Raw genomic sequence first — 18806 nt, forward strand, 5'->3', positions numbered from 1 at the left:
TCATACCAGCACACGCACGGGTCCGGCAGCACTCCGGCGCCGCTGCCGGGAAGTCCACACCGGACAGACCCGCCGCGAACTCAATGAACACAACGGTGACGCCGGTCATATCCGCCCCGCATAGTGACCCGCGTTCCCCCCACCGAGCTGGAGGCAACGGTGCCGACACCGACCCCCGAAGCGAGCGCGCCCAAGCGCGACCGCACGCGTTACCTGTACCTCGCCGTGATCGCCGCCGTCGTGCTCGGCGTAGCGGTCGGGCTGCTCTGGCCGTCCGTCGGCAAGAGCCTCGCCCCGCTGGGCACCGGCTTCGTCAACCTGATCAAGATGATGATCTCGCCGATCATCTTCTGCACCATCGTGCTGGGCATCGGCTCGGTCGCGAAGGCGGCGAAGGTCGGCAAGGTCGGCGTCACCGCGCTGGTCTACTTCATCGTGATGTCGACGTTCGCGCTCGCGATCGGGCTCGTCGTCGGCAACCTGCTGCACCCGGGCAGCGGCCTGCACCTCAACCCGGCCGACGTGTCGAAGGTGCACCAGCAGGCGAAGGGCGGCGAGGGCACCACCGACTTCCTGCTCGGCATCATCCCGAAGACCTTCGTGTCCGCGTTCACCGAGGGCCAGGTGCTGCAGACGCTGCTCGTGGCGCTGCTCGCCGGGTTCGCGCTGCAGAAGCTCGGCAAGCGCGGCGAGCCGATCCTGCGCGGCATCGAGCACATCCAGCGGCTCGTGTTCCGCGTCCTCGCGATGATCATGTGGGCCGCCCCGGTGGGCGCGTTCGGCGCGATCGCCGCGGTGGTCGGCGCGACCGGCTGGGGCGCGCTGCGCAGCCTGCTGGTGATCATGCTCGGCTTCTACCTGACGTGCCTGGTGTTCGTGTTCGGCGTCCTCGGCGCGGTGCTGTGGCTCGGCGCGCGGGTCAACATCTTCAGCCTGCTGCGCTATCTCGGCCGCGAATTCCTGCTGATCCTGTCGACGTCCTCTTCGGAATCCGCGCTGCCGCGGCTGATCGCGAAGATGGAGCACCTCGGCGTCAGCAAGCCGGTCGTCGGCATCACGGTGCCCACCGGGTACTCGTTCAACCTCGACGGCACCGCGATCTACCTGACGATGGCGACGCTGTTCATCGCCACCGCACAGGACCAGCCGCTCGCGCTCGGCGAGCAGATCACGTTGCTGCTGTTCATGATCATCGCGTCGAAGGGCGCGGCGGGCGTGAGCGGCGCCGGCATCGCGACCCTGGCCAGCGGCCTGCAGTCGCACCGCCCGGAACTCGTCGACGGCGTCGGCTTCATCCTCGGCATCGACCGGTTCATGTCCGAGGCGCGGGCGCTGACGAACTTCGCCGGCAACGCGGTCGCGACCGTCCTCATCGGATCGTGGATGAAGGAATTCGACCGCGACCGCTCGCGGCAGGTCTTCGCCGGACAGGCCCCGTTCGACGAAGCGACCCTGCTCGACGACAAACCGGCCGAGCCCGCGCAGCCCGTCCCGGCGAACGCCTGAGACCCAGTCCGCGCCCGGGTCCCTTCCCCCCGGGCGCGGACTGTTACGGCGCCGCGACCGTGCACGTCCCCCGTGCGCACGGCCGCGGCGCCTTTCCAATTCAGCAAGCAGTGCGGCCGTCGTACCCCTGCCGCGAAACCGCGATCGCCTCGCGGTGCCGTTCCGCCCAGTCGACCAGCCCGGACAGCGAGTCGTACAGCTCGCGCGCCATCTCGGTCGCCTCGTATTCGACGCGCGGCGGGACTGTCGGGTAGACCGTGCGGGTCAGCAGGCCGTCGCGTTCCAGGTTCCGCAGGGTGAGCGTGAGCATGCGGCGGCTGATCCCCTGCACCGAGCGTTCGAGTTCGGTGAACCGCACCGGACCGCGCGTCGCCTCCAGCAGGATGCCGATCACCCATTTCCCGCTGATCCGGTTCACGACCTCCATCACCGTGCACACCGCGAATTTCGCCGGGTCGAAGTCCGTGGCCTCGTCGGTCACAGCGATGTTCCCCTGGGACATGAAAGTGCCTCCTTCCGCAGTGCTCCATGGTCACACATGATGGGCACTGTAACAAGAGATGCCCTGGCTACGACCAGCGGAAACTCTCCCCTGTGCCGGTTATGGAGGACCTTGTCATGCCCGAAACCGCTCGGCATCGCGGCGCGGCGCTCGCCGTGCTGTCCGCCGCCTCGCTGATGGTGGTGCTCGACAGCTCGATCGTCGCGGTGGCCCTGCCGGTGATCCAGACCGACCTGGGCTTCAGCGCGCCAGGACTGGCCTGGGTGGTCAACGCCTACCTCGTCGCGTTCGGCGGCCTGCTCCTGCTGTCCGGCCGCCTCGGCGACCTGGTCGGCCGGCGGCGGGTGTTCCTCGCCGGCATCGTCGTCTTCACCGCCGCTTCGCTGACGGCCGGCCTTTCGCCGAACGCCACCACGCTGGTGGTCGCGCGATTTGTCCAGGGCGTCGGCGGCGCGCTGGCGTCCGCGGTTGTGCTGGGAATGATCGTGACGCTCTATCCCGAGCCGCGCGCCCGCGTCCGCGCGCTCGGTGTCTACAGCTTCACCCAAGCCGCGGGCGCGTCGATCGGCATGGTCGCGGGCGGCGCGCTCACGCAGGGTCTCGACTGGCACTGGACCTTCTACATCAACCTGCCCATCGGCATCGCCGCGCTCGTCCTGACTCCGCTGGTCGTCGCCTCCGACCGCGGTCTCGGCCTGCGCACCGGCATCGACGTCCTGGGCGCGCTGCTGGTCACCGCCGGGGTGATGCTGCTGGTGCTGGGCATCGTGCAGGCAGGCGATGCCGGGTGGACGTTCCTGACCATCCTGACTCTCGCGGCGGCGGTCGCCCTGCTCCTGCTGTTCCTGCTGCGCCAGGCCCGGACGCGCACTCCGTTGCTGCCCTTGCGGTTGCTCCGGGTGCGCGCGATCAGCGGGGCCAACCTGACCATGGTCGTGATGGTCGCCGGATTCCTGGGGTTCCAGTTCGTCACCGCGCTGTACCTGCAGCAGGTGCTCGGTTTCGACGCGCTCACCACGGGTTTCGCCTTCGTCCCGACGCCGGTCATGATCGCCGCGTTCTCGCTCGGCCTGGCCGACTGGCTGAACAGCCGCTTCTCCCCGCGCGCGGTCCTGGTCGCCGGTCTGCTGACGACGTCGGTCGCGTTCCTTTACCTGACCCAGGTCCAGACGGCTGGCGGCTACGCCTCGCACGTGCTGCCGTCGCTGATCCTGATGGGCGCCGGGGCGGGAATGGCGATCCCGGCGCTGATGGGCTTGGCGATGTCCGCCGCGACCCCCGACGACTCCGGCGTGACTTCGGGGTTGATCACCACGACCCAGCAGGTCGGCGGCGCGCTGGGAACCGCAGTGCTCGCCACCGCCGCCGCGACCCGCACGGCCGAGGTGCTGAGCGGAGGCGCTTCGGAGAAGGAGGCGCTGGCGTCGGGATTCCGGGTAGCTTTCGGCTTCAGCGCCGGGTTGACCGCTCTCGCCGCGATCCTCGCCGCGGTGCTCCTGGGCCGCCGAGCGGTCGGGGCTCCGGCCGCCGCTCCGGAACCGGTCGCCAGCTAGGCCGCTCGTTCTGGCCGGTTATCTCGACTCATCTCGACGCCGCGAGGTAACCGGCCAGCCCGTGGTGGCCGCGCCGCATCATCCACGCGTGGTTGGCGCGGAAGAACGGCCGGGCGATGACGTCCAGCCTGCGCAGCAACGGTTTCCGCACCTGAACGTGCTGCGTGATCTCCAGCCGGGAACCCCCGCCGTCGGCGTGGATCGCCCCGGCGAGCAGCCCGTCGAGGTCCCCGCTCAACCGGACGCGCACCCGCAGCCCCGCCGCGTCCTGCTGCTCCCGGTGCATCGCGACGACGATCCGGTACGGCAGCCGGGACCGGCAGACGACCTGGGCGGTGTCGTCGTCGACCTGGCGCACCGACTGGACGTCCGGCCACCACCGCGGATACGACTCGAGGTCGACGATCGCGTCGAACACCCGCCCGGGGAGAGTCGGCAGCCACCAGTCGCTCCGGAACGTGTACTCGGCGTCCCTCTTCTTTTCGAGGACCACAGCCCGCCCCTCTCTCCCGATCAGCGGAACGCGTGCTTGTCGATCTTGACCGCCGTTTCCTAGGCTGGCCATTCCTTGGGTACGCCGCCGCCTGAACCATCGAGGAGGCTTGCCGTGCCGACCGCCGCCCGAACCGTCCTGGCCGCACTGGCCGCGCTGCTGACCGTGACGCTAGTCGGCTGCGGCACCGCTTCGCCGCCGCCAACGGCCCCCGCCTTCACCGCGACTCTCACCTCGCCCACGAACGTCGTGCTGCACTGGCCTGCCGACCCGGCCGCGGCGGGCTACCTCCTCGAATACGCCAACGCGGCCGACGGACCGTGGACCGCGCTGCAGTACCTCCCGCCCGGCCAGACCTCGTATACCCATCCGAACCTGATCCCGGAAACGCCGTTCTACTACCGAATCCGGTCCTTCGCCGGTCCGGTGTCGGCGACCGTCACGGCGGGCAACGCTGCCCCGCCCGGCGCCGCCGCCCAGCAGTCCGCCCCGGCCGACCTCGCCGCGACCCCGGCCGCGGACCAGAACCTGCACTTCACCTGGACCGACCGCTCGACCGACGAGGCCGGTTTCCTGCTGGAGATCCGCCGCCCGGGCACGCCGGACTTCGTCCCGGTCGAAGTGACCGATCCCAACGCGACCCAATGCGCGCTGTCGCTCCTGCCCGGCGAACAAGGCTCTGCTTTCCGCCTCCGGGCGCTGTCCTACGGCCCGCTCTCCCCCGTCGTCGAGCGCACGACCGGAAAGGACTGACCCGCCCGCCAGACGGCCAAGAGCCGCCCGGTCCTGGGACCGGACGGCTCTTCGCAGCTCGGCTCAGAGCGGCTGGATGCGGATCAGGCCGGGTTCAGCACCTGCGCGAGGAACTCGCCGGTGTAGCTGCCCTCGGTGGCCGCGACCTGCTCGGGCGTGCCCTCGGCGATCACCGTGCCGCCGCCGGAGCCGCCTTCCGGGCCCATGTCCACGATCCAGTCGGACGTCTTGATCACGTCGAGGTTGTGCTCGATCACGATCACCGTGTTGCCCTTGTCCACCAGCCCGTTGATCACGCCGATCAGCTTGCTGATGTCCTCGAAGTGCAGGCCGGTGGTCGGCTCGTCGAGGATGTAGACGGTCTTGCCGGTGGAGCGCTTCTGCAGTTCGCTCGCCAGCTTGACGCGCTGCGCCTCGCCGCCGGACAGGGTCGGCGCGGGCTGGCCGAGGCGGACGTAGCCGAGACCGACGTCGACCAGGGTCTGCAGGTGCCGGTGGATCGCCTTGATCGGCTCGAAGAACTCGGCCGCCTCCTCGATCGGCATGTCCAGCACGTCGGACACCGTCTTGCCCTTGTAGTGCACCTCGAGCGTTTCCCGGTTGTACCGGGCGCCCTTGCACACCTCGCACGGGACGTAGACGTCCGGCAGGAAGTTCATCTCGATCTTGATCGTGCCGTCGCCCGCGCACGCCTCGCAGCGGCCGCCCTTGACGTTGAACGAGAACCGGCCCTGCTGGTACCCGCGGACCTTCGCCTCGGTGGTGGCCGCGAACAGCTTGCGCACGTGGTCCCACACGCCGGTGTAGGTGGCCGCGTTGGAACGCGGCGTGCGGCCGATCGGCGACTGGTCGACGCGCACCAGCTTGTCGACGTTGGCGAGCCCGTTGACCCGGGTGTGCCTGCCGGGGACCTGGCGCGCGCCGTTGAGCTTGTTCGCCAGCACCTGCGCGAGGATGTCGTTGACCAGCGTCGACTTGCCCGACCCGGACACGCCGGTGATCGACACGAGGCAGCCGAGCGGGAACGACACGTCGATGCCGCGCAGGTTGTGCTCGCGCGCGCCCACCACGGTGAGCTGCCGCTTCTTGTCGACCGGCCGCCGGATCGCCGGGATCTCGATCTGCCGCCGCCCGGAGAGGTACGCGCCGGTGATCGATTCCTTGTTCTTCAGGATCTTCTTGTACGGGCCGCTGTGCACGATGTGCCCGCCGTGCTCGCCCGCGCCCGGGCCGATGTCGACCACCCAGTCGCTGGCCCGGATGGTGTCCTCGTCGTGCTCGACCACGATCAGCGTGTTGCCGAGGTTGCGCAGCCGGGTCAGCGTCTCGATGAGCCGGTGGTTGTCGCGCTGGTGCAGGCCGATCGACGGCTCGTCCAGCACGTACAGCACGCCCACCAGTCCGGAGCCGATCTGCGTCGCCAGCCGGATGCGCTGCGCCTCGCCGCCGGACAGCGTGCCGGACGCGCGGTCGAGCGACAGGTAGGTGAGGCCGACGTCGAGCAGGAAGCGCAGCCGCGCCTGGATTTCCTTGAGCACCGCGCCCGCGATCATCGCCTCGCGCGGGCCGAGCACCAGTTCGTCGAGGAATTCCGACGCCTCCGCGATGGACAGCGCGCAGACCTCGGCGATCGACCGGTCGCCCTGCGTCGCGTGCTCCAGCGTGACCGCGAGGATCTCCGGCTTGAGCCGCGTGCCCTGACACGCCGGGCACGGCACCTCGCGCATGTAGCCCTCGTACCGCTCGCGCATGTACTCCGAGTCGGTCTGCTCGAGGCGCCGCTCCAGGAACGGGATGACGCCCTCGAAGGCCGCGTAGTACGAGCGCTGCCTGCCGTACCGGTTGCGGTAGCGGACGTGCACCTGCTCGTCGACGCCGTGCAGCACTGCCTTCTGCACCCGGGCGGGCAGCCGCCGCCACGGCGTGTCCATGCGGAACCCGACCGCTTCCGACAGCGATTCCAGCAGCCGCAGGAAGTAGTCGGCGCTCTGCCCGCCCGCCCACGGCGCGATGGCGCCTTCGGCGAGGGACAGTTCGTCGTCCGGCACCACCAGTTCCGGGTCGACCTCCTTGCGGATGCCGATGCCGGTGCACTCGGGGCACGCGCCGTAAGGCGAGTTGAACGAGAACGACCGGGGTTCGAGGTCCTCGATCGCCAGCGGGTGGCCGTTGGGGCAGGCCAGGTTCTCGGAGAAGCCGCGCACGCGGTGCGGGTCGTTCTCGTCGAGGTCGACGAATTCCAGCTCGACCAGGCCGTCGGCCAGCCGCAGCGCCGTTTCCACCGAGTCGGTGAGCCGCTGCCGCGCGCTGGTCTTGACCGCGAGCCGGTCGATCACCACGCCGATCTGGTGCTTTTCCTGTTTCTTCAGCTTCGGCGGGTCGGTGAGCGGGTGCACCGTGCCGTCGACCACCACGCGCGCGTAGCCCTGCTGCTGCAGGTTCTGGAACAGGTCGAGGTACTCGCCCTTGCGCCCGCGCACGACCGGCGCGAGCACCTGGAACCGGGTGCCCTCGGTCATTTCCAGCACCTGGTCGACGATCTGCTGCGGCGTCTGCTTGCTGATCGCCTCGCCGCACTTGGGGCAGTGCGCCTTGCCGGCGCGGGCGTAGAGCAGCCGCAGGTAGTCGTAGACCTCGGTGATGGTGCCGACGGTCGACCGCGGGTTGCGCGAGGTCGACTTCTGGTCGATCGACACCGCGGGCGAGAGGCCCTCGATGAAGTCGACGTCCGGCTTGTCCATCTGGCCGAGGAACTGCCGCGCGTACGCCGACAGCGACTCCACGTACCGCCGCTGCCCCTCGGCGAAGATCGTGTCGAAGGCCAGGCTCGACTTGCCCGACCCGGACAGGCCGGTGAACACGATCATGCTGTCGCGGGGCAGATCGAGATCCACGCCGCGGAGGTTGTGCTCGCGCGCTCCGCGAACAACGAGGCGATCAGCCACGCCTTCGTCCCTTCCATCGTTCTGCTCGGTGGCCCGCCGGGAGATCCGGTGCCGACGGACGTGCCCAGGGTAGGGACGACCACCGACAAAAACCGGACCGCACGTGTTCTGCCTGGGGTTTTCCGCTCTCCGGGGGCCGGGGGAAGCGGCCCGCGGCGGGGTCGCCGGACGCTGTCGGAGGCCCCGCGCGGCAGAGCGGATGCGCGGGCTGGCCCGGTTCCACGATACAGGTCGGCGAAGTGCGTCCGGCCCGGGTGCACGGGCCCCGGGAACCGGCGCGGGGCAGCGCCTTCGGGCGGGTTTCGCGAAAAGTGTCGCCCCCTGCCGATACGTTCGGGGCGTGGCGAGCGAAGAAGCCGGAGCAGTGCGGATCTACGCGGCGGGGAAAGGCGGCGACACCCCGGGACCGGGCGGCTGGTCCGCTCTGCTGGCCTACGGCGACCATCGGAAAACCCTCACCGGCGGGGCGGCGGACACGACCGCGGGCCGGATGGCGCTGACGGCTGCCGTGGAAGCACTCGAAAGCCTGAAAAGGCCGGTCCGCGTGCACCTGTACAGCGACAGCGAGTATCTCCGCACCGCGCTGGACGGTCATGATTCGGATGACCTCCTCCCCCGCCTCCGCACCTGCGCTGCCCAGCACGAGATCACCTGGCGGGATGCCGAGGACCCGGCCGCCCGCACCCAGCTAGCCGAACTGGCCGACCTCGCGACGGCGGCCCGCCCCACCGGACGCCCGCCCGCACCGCCGGAGGACGACGAGTGCCGGCACGGCATGACAAAGGCCTACTGCGCCGACTGCCGCCAGCTCGACGCCGGGGTGCTGCCGACCGGCTACCACACGGCGGGCGGCCACGCCTACCACAACGACGCCGACTGCTACTGGCTGCGCAGGGGCCAGCAGCGGCAGGAGCGGATGGGCCGGGACACCCACGAGATCGTGCGGATCGCCTGGGCTTCGGTGATCCCCGGGGAACTCGCCCCGTGCGAACACTGCTGCACGACGGAATGGCTGCAACGCAATCGGCGCCGGGGAGGGCTTAGCCGGTTTGCATGACGCGCGGACCCGGTCGTACCGGCCTTCGGCGACGTCCGCAATGCCCCGGCCCCGAACCACGCCACACCGCTGCACAACGGCCGACACAGCACCTACGCAGATGACCACTCTGCACGACGCCGGACCCGGTCACACCGGCCTTCGGCGACGTCCGCAATGCCTCAGCTCAGCAATCCCGAACCACCGCAACACCACCGCACGATCGCCGACGACACCAACGCAGGTGAGAGCTCACCGCCCTACAACGCACCGCACCCGGTCGCGCCAGCCCGCCACGACACCGTGCGCAACGCCTCAGCCCCAGCGGTCCCGCAGCACGCCAGCCCACAATCGCCGACACGACACCGACGCAGGTAAGGGCTCACCCGCTCTGCATAACGCACCGCACCCGGTCGAACCGGCCCTCGGCGAGGTCGTCCTCGCGGATCAGCCAATACAGAACGCCGACGTCACCCCACGTGAGGCCAGCGTCGCCGTCGCTGTCGATCTGGGCGAGCACGACCCAGCGCAACGCCTCGTCGGCGAGGGCGGATTCCGACGCGTCCTCCGGCAAGACCGCCGCGGCGACCTCGTCCTCCGGCGGCCCTTGGACCGGCCAGGAGCAGCCGCCGATCTGGTGGTACGGCGCGGCTGAGGACTCGCGGAGCAGGTCGAAGAACTCCTCCGACCAGTTGTCCGGGTCGGAGAGCGGCAGCCCGTCGCGGGCGAGCGTGCGGCGCAGCACCTCCTGCTGGGAGTTCGGGAAGGTGCCGACGATTTCCCCGGACACCTCGAGCCGCGGATAAACCTCGACCCCCTCCGGCGCGGCCCGTTCCGCGGTCTCGGCACCGGCCGGGACGACCACGACCCCGCCGAGAGAAGTCAGATCGACCGGCCCATCGGCCTCGAACCAGTCGTCGCAGTAGAAGAACAGCAACGAACCCGACGCGGGCAACTCGATCCCGCCAGGCACCCGAGGCAGCGCAGCGCAGTCCACGGAGGCGACGAAGTTCATCGGCAGCTCGCCCCGCCAGACGGGCCACTCCACGTCCGCGGGCAGCGCGGGGTTCCCGCCGAGAGACCCGACGCGCGCCCCGTTCCCACCGGCGCTCAGCCGCACCGCGGGCCGGAACACGGTTTCCCATGCCTCGGCCACGTCCGGCGGAAGGTTCTCGCGCGCCAGCTTGGCGAGCGGGTCGATCCAAGAGGTCATAGGGAGATCTTGACAGCAGGCACCGACAAAAACGGCCGCGTGGCCACCGCATGGGTGATCCGGCTACGGTGGGACCTCGTGAACATCGCCGACACGTACACCGGACACGTCGAACCGGGCGGCGACGCCGCCCGCCGGACGCTGGACGGGCTCACCATCACCAAGCTCTCCGTTGGCCCGATGGACAACAACGCGTACCTGCTCGTGTGCCGCGAGGAGAACGAAGCGCTGCTGATCGACGCGGCCAACGACCCGGAACGCATTTCGGACCTGATCGGCCACGGCCCCGACCGCCCCGCGCTGCGCACCGTCGTCACGACCCACCAGCACCCCGACCACTGGCAGGCACTGGGCGCGGTAGCCGGAGCGAACGGCGCGAACACCGCGGCGCACCCGCTGGACGCGGAACCGCTGCCGGTCCCCCCGGACTTCCTGGTCGAACACGGAGACACCCTGAAGGTCGGCACGGTGACGCTGGAGGTGATCCACCTGCGCGGCCACACGCCGGGTTCGATCGCGCTGCTGTACCGGGATCCGTCCGGCCACCCGCACTTGTTCACCGGGGATTCGCTGTTCCCGGGCGGGGTCGGGAAGACCGGCTCGCCGGAGGACTTCAAGTCGCTGCTGGACGACGTGGAGACGCGGATCTTCGGCGAACTGCCGGACGACACGTGGTTCTATCCGGGGCACGGGGACGACTCGACGTTGGGCGAGCAGCGTCCGCATCTGGCGGAGTGGCGCGAACGCGGCTGGTGAACCCCGCTGTTCAGCAACTCCTGACGCTGGCCGCGGTGCTCCTGGGCGCCGCGGCCTCGTTCACCGCGACGACGCTGGTCGAGCGCAGCAAGTGGCGCCGCCAGTACTCGACGCGATGGGATTACAAGCGGCTCAGCGCCTACGCCGAGTACGCCACCGCGCTGAAATCGTGCGCGCAATTGTCCTATCGGATCGCCGCGACCCGCGGCTACCCGGCGGGCGCGCTGCCCGTGGACCTCGAGGAGGGTTTGGCCGCCCTCGCCGACGCCGAGAACGAGCGCGCGACCAAATGGGAAACCGTGCTGCTTCTCGGTTCCCCGGCCGCAGTCGACGCCGGACGCCGCTGGCACGAGACCGTCTGGAAGCTCAGCTGGGTCGCCCGGGGCAAAACGATGAGCCATGACGACTTCATCGGGCTCTATCACGCCATCGGAGCCAAGCGGGACGAGTTCTACGTGCACGCCCGGGCCGACCTGGACGTGCGCAGCGGACGCCTCCCGTTGCCCGATCGCGACTGGCTTCCGCCAGCGGACCGCGAACTCCGGGGGTGACCGGGAGGCGCTCGTTTTGTCCCCTGTCGGCCAGGACGCTCCGGAAATCCCAAGCCCGCCAACGGGATTCGGCCGCACCCGCGCGTGGCGCGTTGCCCAAGCCACCTCCCCCGAGTACTCAGGCGAAGGTCAACTTCACAGCACTCGGGGAGCGGCATGACAGCGCAACTGTGGTCACGGCGGACCTTGCTCGGCGGCGCAGCGGGCAGCGCAGCACTGCTCATCACCGGCTGCGCGTCAAAGCAAGCCAAAGCCGCCGCCATGCCGCCTGCCCAGCCCGGCGGGGCGCGGGTGATGATCATCCGGCACGCCGAGAAGCCGTCCGGTTCGACCGGGCCGCAAGGGATTGACGTGAACGGCAGCCCCGATTCCCATTCCCTGACTGTTCGCGGCTGGACCCGGGCCGGTGCGCTCGTCGAGTTGTTCGCGCCAGCGACAGGTTCACTGAGGGAAGGCCTCGCTCGCCCGACCGCTGTCTACGCGGCAGGCGGCAACGGCGGCGAGGGCACCCGGCCCAGGGAGACGGCCGGACCGGTGGCGGAGCGGCTGGGCAAAACCGTCCTCACCACTTATGCCAAGGGCAGCGAGAGCGCACTCGCGGCCGAGGTCGCCCGGCGGACGGAGCCGACCTTGATCAGCTGGCAGCACGAGGAGATTCCCGCCCTCGCGGCTGCCTTCGGGGTTGCTGCGCCGCAGAAGTGGCCGGACGAACGGTTCGACGTCGTCTGGGTGCTGACCCCGGCCGGGTCCGGCTGGACGCTTACTCAGGTGCCGCAGCTGCTTCTGGCCGGGGACAGCGCCGAGCCGATCAAATAGCCTGCTGCCGCTCGTAAGGCAGCTTCTCGCCCGCCTCCACCGCGAACGGCAGATGATTCCCCTCCGGCGGCAACGGGCACGTAGCGAAGTCCGTGAACGCACACGGCAGATTCACCGCCCGATTGAAGTCCAGCGTCACCGTCCCGTCCGCGCCAGCCTCGGCGACCGGCAGCGAACGGTTGGCGGCATAGGTAGTCACCCCGCTAGTCGCATCAGTGAAAAGAATGCTGTACCCGCCAGTCTTCCCATTGAACGCAGTAAGCGTGTACTCAACCCCATCCCGCTCGAAGACAACCCGCCCAGGTGCCGTGTAGACATGCGACAGTCCCTCCACAACCGCTCCCACAGTCGTCGGCTGGGGCTCGTCGAACGGCTCGAAACGGCCAGTCAGAACCCAAGCCGGATCGGGTTCGTACGCGGGGACCCCGTGGAAGGCTTGCAGCACAGGGGCTTTCGGATCGTGCACCCGGATCAAGTACCCCGACCGGCGGGCGATCTCGATTTCCACCGAACCGGCCGTGACCCGGGTGCCCGCGCCGCTGTTCACTAGCTCGAAGCGGTGGACATCAGTCAGCAAGGTGCCTTCGTGGCGCAACTCCCCGCCGTCCGGATCGACGTACGCGGCTTCGGCGTCTTGCCACCATCGGCCGGGCAGGCCGGGGTAGGTCCGGGGCGCATCTTCGAGCCAGTCGAGCGACACCAGGGCCAGCCAGCCGTACGGATCGGCCAGCGTCTTTTCCCGTTCCGCTTTCCAGTCCTGCCACGCCTGTGCGAACTCCACCGCCATGTCCGGATCCCTTCCGTGAGTGTCCAGGGGACAACACCGGACCCGGCATGGCATTCCGGCTCCCAGCACGTGGGAACGGTAGGGTCGCCGCGTGGCGGAGCAGACGGAACAGGCCGTGGAGATCTACACCGACGGCGCGTGCAGCGGCAATCCCGGACCGGGCGGCTGGGGCGCGCTGCTGCGCTACGGCAAGCACGAGCGCGAGCTGTACGGAGCCGAGGACACCGTCACCACCAACAACCGCATGGAGCTCATGGCTCCGATCCGCGCGCTGGAAAGCCTCACCCGCGCGTCGGTGGTGCGGATCTACACCGACAGCACGTACGTCCGCAACGGCATCCTCCAGTGGATGCCGCGCTGGAAGAAGAACGGCTGGCAGACGCAGGCGAAGCAGCCGGTCAAGAACGCCGACCTGTGGCAGCGCCTCGACACCGCCTGTCAGCAGCACGAGGTCGAGTGGCTGTGGGTCAAGGGCCACGCCGGACTTCCGGAGAACGAGCGCGCGGACAAGCTCGCGGTCAAGGGATCGCAGGAAGCCGCCGCGGCCGGAGTGCGCCGGGCTCGCGGCTGAGCCGTGCGGATCGACTCGCGAGCTTGGCCGTACCGGTTCGGCGAGTTCATGACACGGTGGCTGCGCATGCGGGATCCCGTCCTCCGGCGGACATCGTCGACAGTGTTCTGACCCGCGAAGGTGCGCACCGGTTGGCAGGGCTCACGTCGACGCACGATCTGGTCGTCGCGGCCCGCCCGGTGCCGGATGAGCCATCGATCGCGATCGTGGTCGTCCGAGCAATGCCGTCCACCGACAAAAAAATTAGTCTTGACAGTAATAACCATCGGCAGGCAGGCTCGGCAGCACCAGAAAGCCGAGAGGACCAGCCATGCCGAAGTTCACGACCGTCGCCGAGTACGTCGCCGCGCAGCCTGAAGTGCTCCGCGAGGTCTACGCCGCTCTCCTGCCCGCGCTCGACAACGCGATGCCCGAACCGGCCGTGCTCTACCACGGCGCGCCTACCTGGAAAGCGGGCAAGAACCCGGTCTGCCTCGCGAAGGCCTACAGCTCATACGTCACGCTCGCTTTCTGGCGCGGCCAACTGATCGAGGGCGGCGGTCTCGAACCGAGCGCCCGCGAGATGGCCCACGTGAAGCTGCGCAGCGCCGAGGACGTCGACGCCGAGCAGATCGCCGCCTGGGTGCAGCAGGCTCTCGCGCTGGAGACAGAATCAGCAGCGTGACGAACCCCTGCCCCTGCGGGCTGCCCGAGCCCTACGCCGACTGCTGCGGCCGGTTCCACCGCGGCGACCAGAACGCTCCGACGGCCGAGTTGCTGATGCGGTCCCGCTACTGCGCGTTCGCCGTCGGGGAGCCCGAGTACCTGCTCGATATCTGGCATCCGGACACCCGTCCGAAGCGGCTGCGGCTCGACCCCGCACAGGAGTGGACCCGGCTGGAGATCCTCGGCCGGACCGGCGGATCGCTGCTGCAGAACGAGGGCACCGTCGAGTTCCGCGCGCATTACCGCTACCAGGGCCGTGACGACTCGCAGCACGAGAACAGCCGGTTCGTCCACGAGGGCGGGCGCTGGTACTACGTCGACGCGCTCTAGGCGGAACCGCAGGCGAAAATCGGGCGAAAAGACCCCGTCGAGGTCTGTTCCCGGCTCCTCCGGGCGGCTACTATCACCGGCAATCGTTAAGGAACTTTACTAACAATCGCCGCCGCCAGGAGCCCGAGGAGGACCGCTCGTGACCCCACGCCGGCCAAGAATGCCCGGACGGCTGTTAGCAGTCGCCGCCCTGACCGCAGCGCTGATCCCCGGAGTCGCCGGGGCCGCTTCGGCCGGGCCGGAACCCGGGCAGGCCGCGATCCCCGGCTATCTGATCCAGTCCTCGGCCAAGGTGCCCGACGACGCCTCGGTGTCGAAGCCCGGTTTCGACGCCAAGGGCTGGTACCCGGTCGGCTCGCAGTCGACGGTGTACGCCGGGCTGCTCGCCAACGGCCGCTACTCCGACCCGTTCTACTCCACGAACATGAAGAACGTGCCGGCCGCGGACTTCAAGGTGCCGTGGTGGTACCGCGCCGACATCAAGGTCGCCGACCCGTCCCAGCGCACCTACCTCGACGTCAGCGGCGTGCTGTCCAAGGCCGACGTCTGGGTCAACGGCGCCCGCGTCGCCACCAAGGACGAGGTCAACGGCCCCTACACCCGGCACGACCTCGACGTGACCAAGCAGGTGCACGAGGGCGTCAACAGCGTCGCGTTCAAGGTCTACCCGAACGACCCGAACAACGACCTGTCGATGGGCTGGATCGACTGGGCGCAGACCCCGCCGGACCAGAACATGGGGCTCGCGCGCGAGGTCGTCGTCCGGCACAGCGGGCCGGTCGCGCTCCGCGGCGCGCACGTCGTCACGAAGCTGAACGTGCCCGCGCTCGACCACGCCGACCTCACCGCGAAGGCCGACGTCCGCAACGACTCCGACGAGCCGGTCCGCACCACGGTGTCCGGCACCGTCGCGGGCAAGCCGGTGAGCCAGGACGTTTCCCTTGCCGCGCACGAAAAGAAGACCGTCACCTTCCCGGTGATCGGCGTCGACAAGCCGCTGGTGTGGTGGCCCGCCGGCATGGGCGGCCAGCCGATGCAGCAGCTGGACCTCACCGCGAGCGTCAGCGGGACCACGTCCGACGCGAGCCACTCCAGCTTCGGCATCCGCGACGTCAAGGCTCCGCTGAACTCCAGCGGCGGACGGCAGTACGTCGTCAACGGCAAGCCGCTGATGATCAAGGGCGGCGGCTGGTCCCCCGACCTGCTGCTGCGCTGGGACGCGGGCCGGGCGGCGGACAAGCTCGCCTACGTCAAGAACCTCGGCCTCAACACGGTGCGGCTCGAGGGCCACATCGAACCCGACGCGTTCTTCGACCTCGCGGACCGGATGGGCGTGCTGACCATGCCCGGCTGGGAATGCTGCGACAAGTGGGAAGGCCAGGTCAACGGCGACGAGAAGGGCGAGCCGTGGACCGAGGCCGACTACCCGGTCGCCAAGGCGTCGATGACCGCCGAGGCCGAGCGGCTGCGCGACCACCCGAGCGTGCTGTCCTTCCACATCGGCAGCGACTTCGCGCCCGACGCGCGGATCGAAAAGGGCTACCTCGACGCGTTGTCGGCGGCGGACTGGCCCGCGGCGGTGATCTCCGCGGCGTCGGCCAAGGCGTCGCCGAAGCTCGGCCCGTCCGGGATGAAGATGAACGGCCCGTACGACTACGTCCCGCCGAACTACTGGTACGACAAGGCGCACAAGGACGCGGGCGGCGCGTGGAACTTCAACTCCGAGACCAGCGCCGGGCCGGACATCCCGACGATGGACACGCTCAAGCGGATGATGACGCCCGCCGAGCTGGAAACGCTCTGGAAGAACCCGTCCGCGCCGCAGTACCACCGCTCCGAGTCGGAGACCTTCGCCAACCTGAAGATCTTCGGCGACGCGCTGGCCGGCCGCTACGGCAAGCCGACGAGCCTGGACGACTTCGTCCGCAAGGCGCAGCTGGCGCAGTACGAGAACGTCCGCGCGGAGTTCGAATCGCACTCCCGCAACTTCACCGACTCGAAGGACCCGTCGACCGGGCTCATCTACTGGATGCTCAACAGCGGCTGGACGTCGCTGCACTGGCAGCTGTTCGACGCCTACCTCGACCAGAACGGCTCCTACTTCGGGGCCAAGAAGGCGAACGAGCCGCTGCACATCCAGTACTCGTACGACACCAAGGCGGCTGAGGTGGTCAACTCCACCACGAAGAAGGCGTCCGGCCTGACCGCCAGCGTCGAGCTGTTCAACACCGACGGCACGAAGAAGTTCTCGAAGACCAAGAAGAACTTCTCGGTCAACGGCGGCGGCGCGCACGCGAAGGCGCTCGACATCGGTTCGGTCAGCGGGCTTTCCTCGACCTACCTGGCGAAGCTGGTGCTCACCGATTCGGCGGGCAAGGAGGTCAGCCGGAACGTGTACTGGCTGTCCACCAAGGACGACAAGCTCAACTGGAGCAAGTCGGACTGGTACTACACGCCGACGTCGTCCTACGCGGACCTGTCCGGGCTGTCGAAGCTGGGCGCGGCGAAGGTGGCGACCGCGGCGACCTCCGCTCCGGGTCCGGACGGCACCACCGTCACCACGGTGAAGCTCACCAACACCTCGTCGGGCAAGACCCCGGCGTTCATGGTGGACACGCACCTGGTGGACAGCACGGGCACGCCGGTGCTCCCGGTGTCCTGGTCGGACAACCAGGTCAGCCTGTGGCCGGGCGAATCGGTGACGCTCACCGCCACCTACCGCACGGCAGACCTGCACGGTTCGGCTCCGTCGGTGCGGGTCGCGGGCTGGAACACCGGCACGCAGACCGTCCACGCGTAAGCGCGGCGGGGCTAGCGGGCGTGGCTCGCTAGCCCCACAGCCGCCGCTGTCCGGAATCCGGATCGGACACGGTCGTGCTCACGTCGTCGAACAACCGGGTCACGCGGTCCTCGGGGGTGTAAGCCGCCCAGCCGGGATCGCCGGTCGCCACGAACCGGACCCACGTCTCGAACATCTCCTCCGCCATCGCCCGCAGCCGTTCCGGATCGGGGCGGGCGATGGCGAACAGGAAGCGCCAATTCGGGTTGCGGACGTCGTCGAACACGAACGGCAGGTCCACCCCGTGCGCCGCGCCGAGGCCCTTCCCCCGCGGCGCGATCCGCCAGTCCAGCCGGTACATCCACGCCGTGCCGCCCGCCGCGTGCTGGGTTTCGGCCAGCCGGATGGCTGGCAGCCACCAGTCCCCCGCCGTGCGGACGCGGTTCACCAGCTGGTCCTCCGGCCAGTCCGGCAGCAGTTCGCGGTACGCCTCGGTCATCCGCGCGATCACGTCCGGTTCGAGCATCGTCGATCCGGTGCCGAGCAGTTTCGCGCCGCCGGTTTGCAGCCAGGAGAACAGATCCTGCTCGTCGGCCGTGGTGCCGGTGAGGATCCGGACTTCCCGGGCCGCGCCGTCCGCGACCGCTTCGCCGGGCCGCTGCGGCAGGAGATCTCCGTCGACCACCACCCGGTACGTCACGAGCGTGCCGAGTTGAGCGGTGACCCGTTGCTGCGCGGTCAAAATCTCCGTGACCGGCAACGTGCGCAGGTCGCCATCGCCCAGTTCGGCCAGCACCGCCTCGCCGACTGCTTCCGCCTCGGCCGGAGTGTGCACGACCGAACCGACCCCGGTGCCGCTCTGCACGATCGCCTGGCCGAACAGCCCTTTCGCGGCCGGAACCGCCAGCAATGTCCCCACGGTGCGGCCGCCGTTGGACTGCCCGGCGAGGGTGACGCGCCGCGGGTCGCCGCCGAACGCGGCCACGTTGTCGCGGACCCATTCCAGCGCCAGCACTTGGTCGTGCAGCGAGAGATTCCCGTCGGAAACGCCAGGAAGCCGGAGCATGCCGAGCACCCCGAGCCGGTACGCGACGGTCACGACGACCACGCCGCGGCGGGCGTACGCGGACGCGTCGAACTGGTGCGGCGCGCCCATCACCCCGCCCCCGCCGTGGATCCACACCAGCACCGGGTACGAACCGGGTGCTTCAGGCGCGTAGACGTTGACGTACAGGCAGTCCTCGTCGCCGACGAAGCGTTTCCCGGTCACGTCAGGCTGCGGAGCCTTGGCCGCGAATTCCGTCGCGTCGCGCACCCCGGTCCAGGACGCCGCCGGCACCGGCGGGCGGAACCGCAGCTCCCCCACCGGCGGCTCCGCGAACGGCACCCCCAGGAAAAACCCGACTCCGTCCCGCACCTCGCCGCGGACGGCACCGGCCCGCGTCTCCACCGTCGTCACGAACCGCAGCCTAACGCTGGCCCCCGCGCGTGCTCCGGGACCGCAGGCGAT

17 protein-coding genes are annotated in these 18806 nt (G+C 69.5%); 11 read left to right on the top strand and 6 right to left on the bottom strand.

Going from position 1 to position 18806, the window contains the following annotated elements:
• Positions 1-159 precede the first annotated feature (159 nt).
• Complete coding sequence (locus WA670_RS41085) at positions 160-1506, top strand: cation:dicarboxylate symporter family transporter (protein ID WP_037818148.1); 1347 nt, start codon at positions 160-162, stop codon at positions 1504-1506.
• Positions 1507-1606: 100 nt separating this feature from the next.
• On the opposite strand, the gene WA670_RS41090 is transcribed toward WA670_RS41085, so the two are convergent.
• Positions 1607-2008, bottom strand: coding sequence for a winged helix-turn-helix transcriptional regulator (locus WA670_RS41090; protein WP_116204536.1), 402 nt, complete (start codon positions 2006-2008; stop codon positions 1607-1609).
• Between the two features lie 116 nt (positions 2009-2124).
• Between WA670_RS41090 and WA670_RS41095 the strand changes: the two genes are divergently transcribed.
• The gene (locus WA670_RS41095; RefSeq protein ID WP_037818235.1) at positions 2125-3561 is read left to right on the top strand and encodes an MFS transporter; all 1437 of its coding nucleotides are present in this window, start codon (positions 2125-2127) and stop codon (positions 3559-3561) included.
• A 28-nt stretch (positions 3562-3589) separates the two neighbouring features.
• Here WA670_RS41095 and WA670_RS41100 read toward each other — a convergent pair whose 3' ends face one another.
• Positions 3590-4054 (bottom strand): SRPBCC family protein, encoded by a 465-nt coding sequence (locus WA670_RS41100; protein WP_037818146.1) that lies wholly within the window; start codon positions 4052-4054, stop codon positions 3590-3592.
• A gap of 114 nt (positions 4055-4168) precedes the next feature.
• Here WA670_RS41100 and WA670_RS41105 point away from each other — a divergent pair, with 114 nt between their 5' ends.
• Positions 4169-4807 (top strand): fibronectin type III domain-containing protein, encoded by a 639-nt coding sequence (locus WA670_RS41105; RefSeq protein ID WP_078870692.1) that lies wholly within the window; start codon positions 4169-4171, stop codon positions 4805-4807.
• 83 nt (positions 4808-4890) lie between these two features.
• Here the strand turns inward: WA670_RS41105 and uvrA are convergent, their stop codons facing one another.
• Positions 4891-7752: an excinuclease ABC subunit UvrA gene (uvrA, locus tag WA670_RS41110; protein WP_037818144.1), complete on the bottom strand. Its 2862-nt coding sequence runs from the start codon at positions 7750-7752 to the stop codon at positions 4891-4893.
• Between the two features lie 340 nt (positions 7753-8092).
• Here uvrA and WA670_RS41115 point away from each other — a divergent pair, with 340 nt between their 5' ends.
• A complete protein-coding gene (locus tag WA670_RS41115) occupies positions 8093-8809 on the top strand; it encodes an RNase H family protein (protein ID WP_336161523.1) in 717 nt (238 codons plus the stop codon).
• 361 nt (positions 8810-9170) lie between these two features.
• On the opposite strand, the gene WA670_RS41120 is transcribed toward WA670_RS41115, so the two are convergent.
• Entirely contained in the window at positions 9171-10001 is an 831-nt protein-coding gene (locus WA670_RS41120) for a YwqG family protein (RefSeq protein ID WP_336161525.1), read from the bottom strand.
• 78 nt (positions 10002-10079) lie between these two features.
• Here WA670_RS41120 and WA670_RS41125 point away from each other — a divergent pair, with 78 nt between their 5' ends.
• The 3 genes from WA670_RS41125 to WA670_RS41135 all read left to right on the top strand — a co-directional run bounded on the left by WA670_RS41125 (position 10080) and on the right by WA670_RS41135 (position 12124).
• A complete protein-coding gene (locus WA670_RS41125; protein WP_037818231.1) occupies positions 10080-10757 on the top strand; it encodes an MBL fold metallo-hydrolase in 678 nt (225 codons plus the stop codon).
• On the top strand, positions 10754-11308 hold the full coding sequence (locus WA670_RS41130; RefSeq protein ID WP_336161527.1) for a hypothetical protein: 555 nt from the start codon (positions 10754-10756) through the stop codon (positions 11306-11308). Before WA670_RS41125 ends, WA670_RS41130 begins: the two co-directional genes overlap by 4 nt.
• Before the next feature lie 156 nt (positions 11309-11464).
• A complete protein-coding gene (locus tag WA670_RS41135) occupies positions 11465-12124 on the top strand; it encodes a hypothetical protein (protein WP_051729512.1) in 660 nt (219 codons plus the stop codon).
• On the opposite strand, the gene WA670_RS41140 is transcribed toward WA670_RS41135, so the two are convergent.
• Complete coding sequence (locus tag WA670_RS41140; protein ID WP_037818142.1) at positions 12117-12911, bottom strand: DUF1684 domain-containing protein; 795 nt, start codon at positions 12909-12911, stop codon at positions 12117-12119. The genes WA670_RS41135 and WA670_RS41140 overlap by 8 nt on opposite strands.
• A gap of 91 nt (positions 12912-13002) precedes the next feature.
• On the opposite strand from WA670_RS41140, the gene rnhA reads away from it, so the two are divergent.
• The 4 genes from rnhA (at position 13003) to WA670_RS41160 (ending at position 17317) form a co-directional block, all read left to right on the top strand.
• The gene (gene rnhA / locus WA670_RS41145; RefSeq protein ID WP_037818141.1) at positions 13003-13482 is read left to right on the top strand and encodes a ribonuclease HI; all 480 of its coding nucleotides are present in this window, start codon (positions 13003-13005) and stop codon (positions 13480-13482) included.
• A gap of 310 nt (positions 13483-13792) precedes the next feature.
• Positions 13793-14146, top strand: a complete 354-nt coding sequence (locus tag WA670_RS41150) for a DUF1801 domain-containing protein (RefSeq protein ID WP_336161530.1) — start codon at positions 13793-13795, stop codon at positions 14144-14146.
• Complete coding sequence (locus WA670_RS41155) at positions 14143-14517, top strand: YchJ family protein (protein ID WP_442893165.1); 375 nt, start codon at positions 14143-14145, stop codon at positions 14515-14517. The genes WA670_RS41150 and WA670_RS41155 overlap by 4 nt, the downstream gene beginning before the upstream one ends.
• A 160-nt stretch (positions 14518-14677) precedes the next feature.
• Positions 14678-17317, top strand: coding sequence for a glycoside hydrolase family 2 protein (locus WA670_RS41160; protein ID WP_336161590.1), 2640 nt, complete (start codon positions 14678-14680; stop codon positions 17315-17317).
• A gap of 28 nt (positions 17318-17345) precedes the next feature.
• On the opposite strand, the gene WA670_RS41165 is transcribed toward WA670_RS41160, so the two are convergent.
• On the bottom strand, positions 17346-18755 hold the full coding sequence (locus WA670_RS41165; protein WP_336161532.1) for a carboxylesterase/lipase family protein: 1410 nt from the start codon (positions 18753-18755) through the stop codon (positions 17346-17348).
• Positions 18756-18806: the final 51 nt, after the last annotated feature.

The organism is Amycolatopsis sp. VC5-11, from assembly GCF_037034185.1.
GTDB lineage: Bacteria > Actinomycetota > Actinomycetes > Mycobacteriales > Pseudonocardiaceae > Amycolatopsis > Amycolatopsis nivea.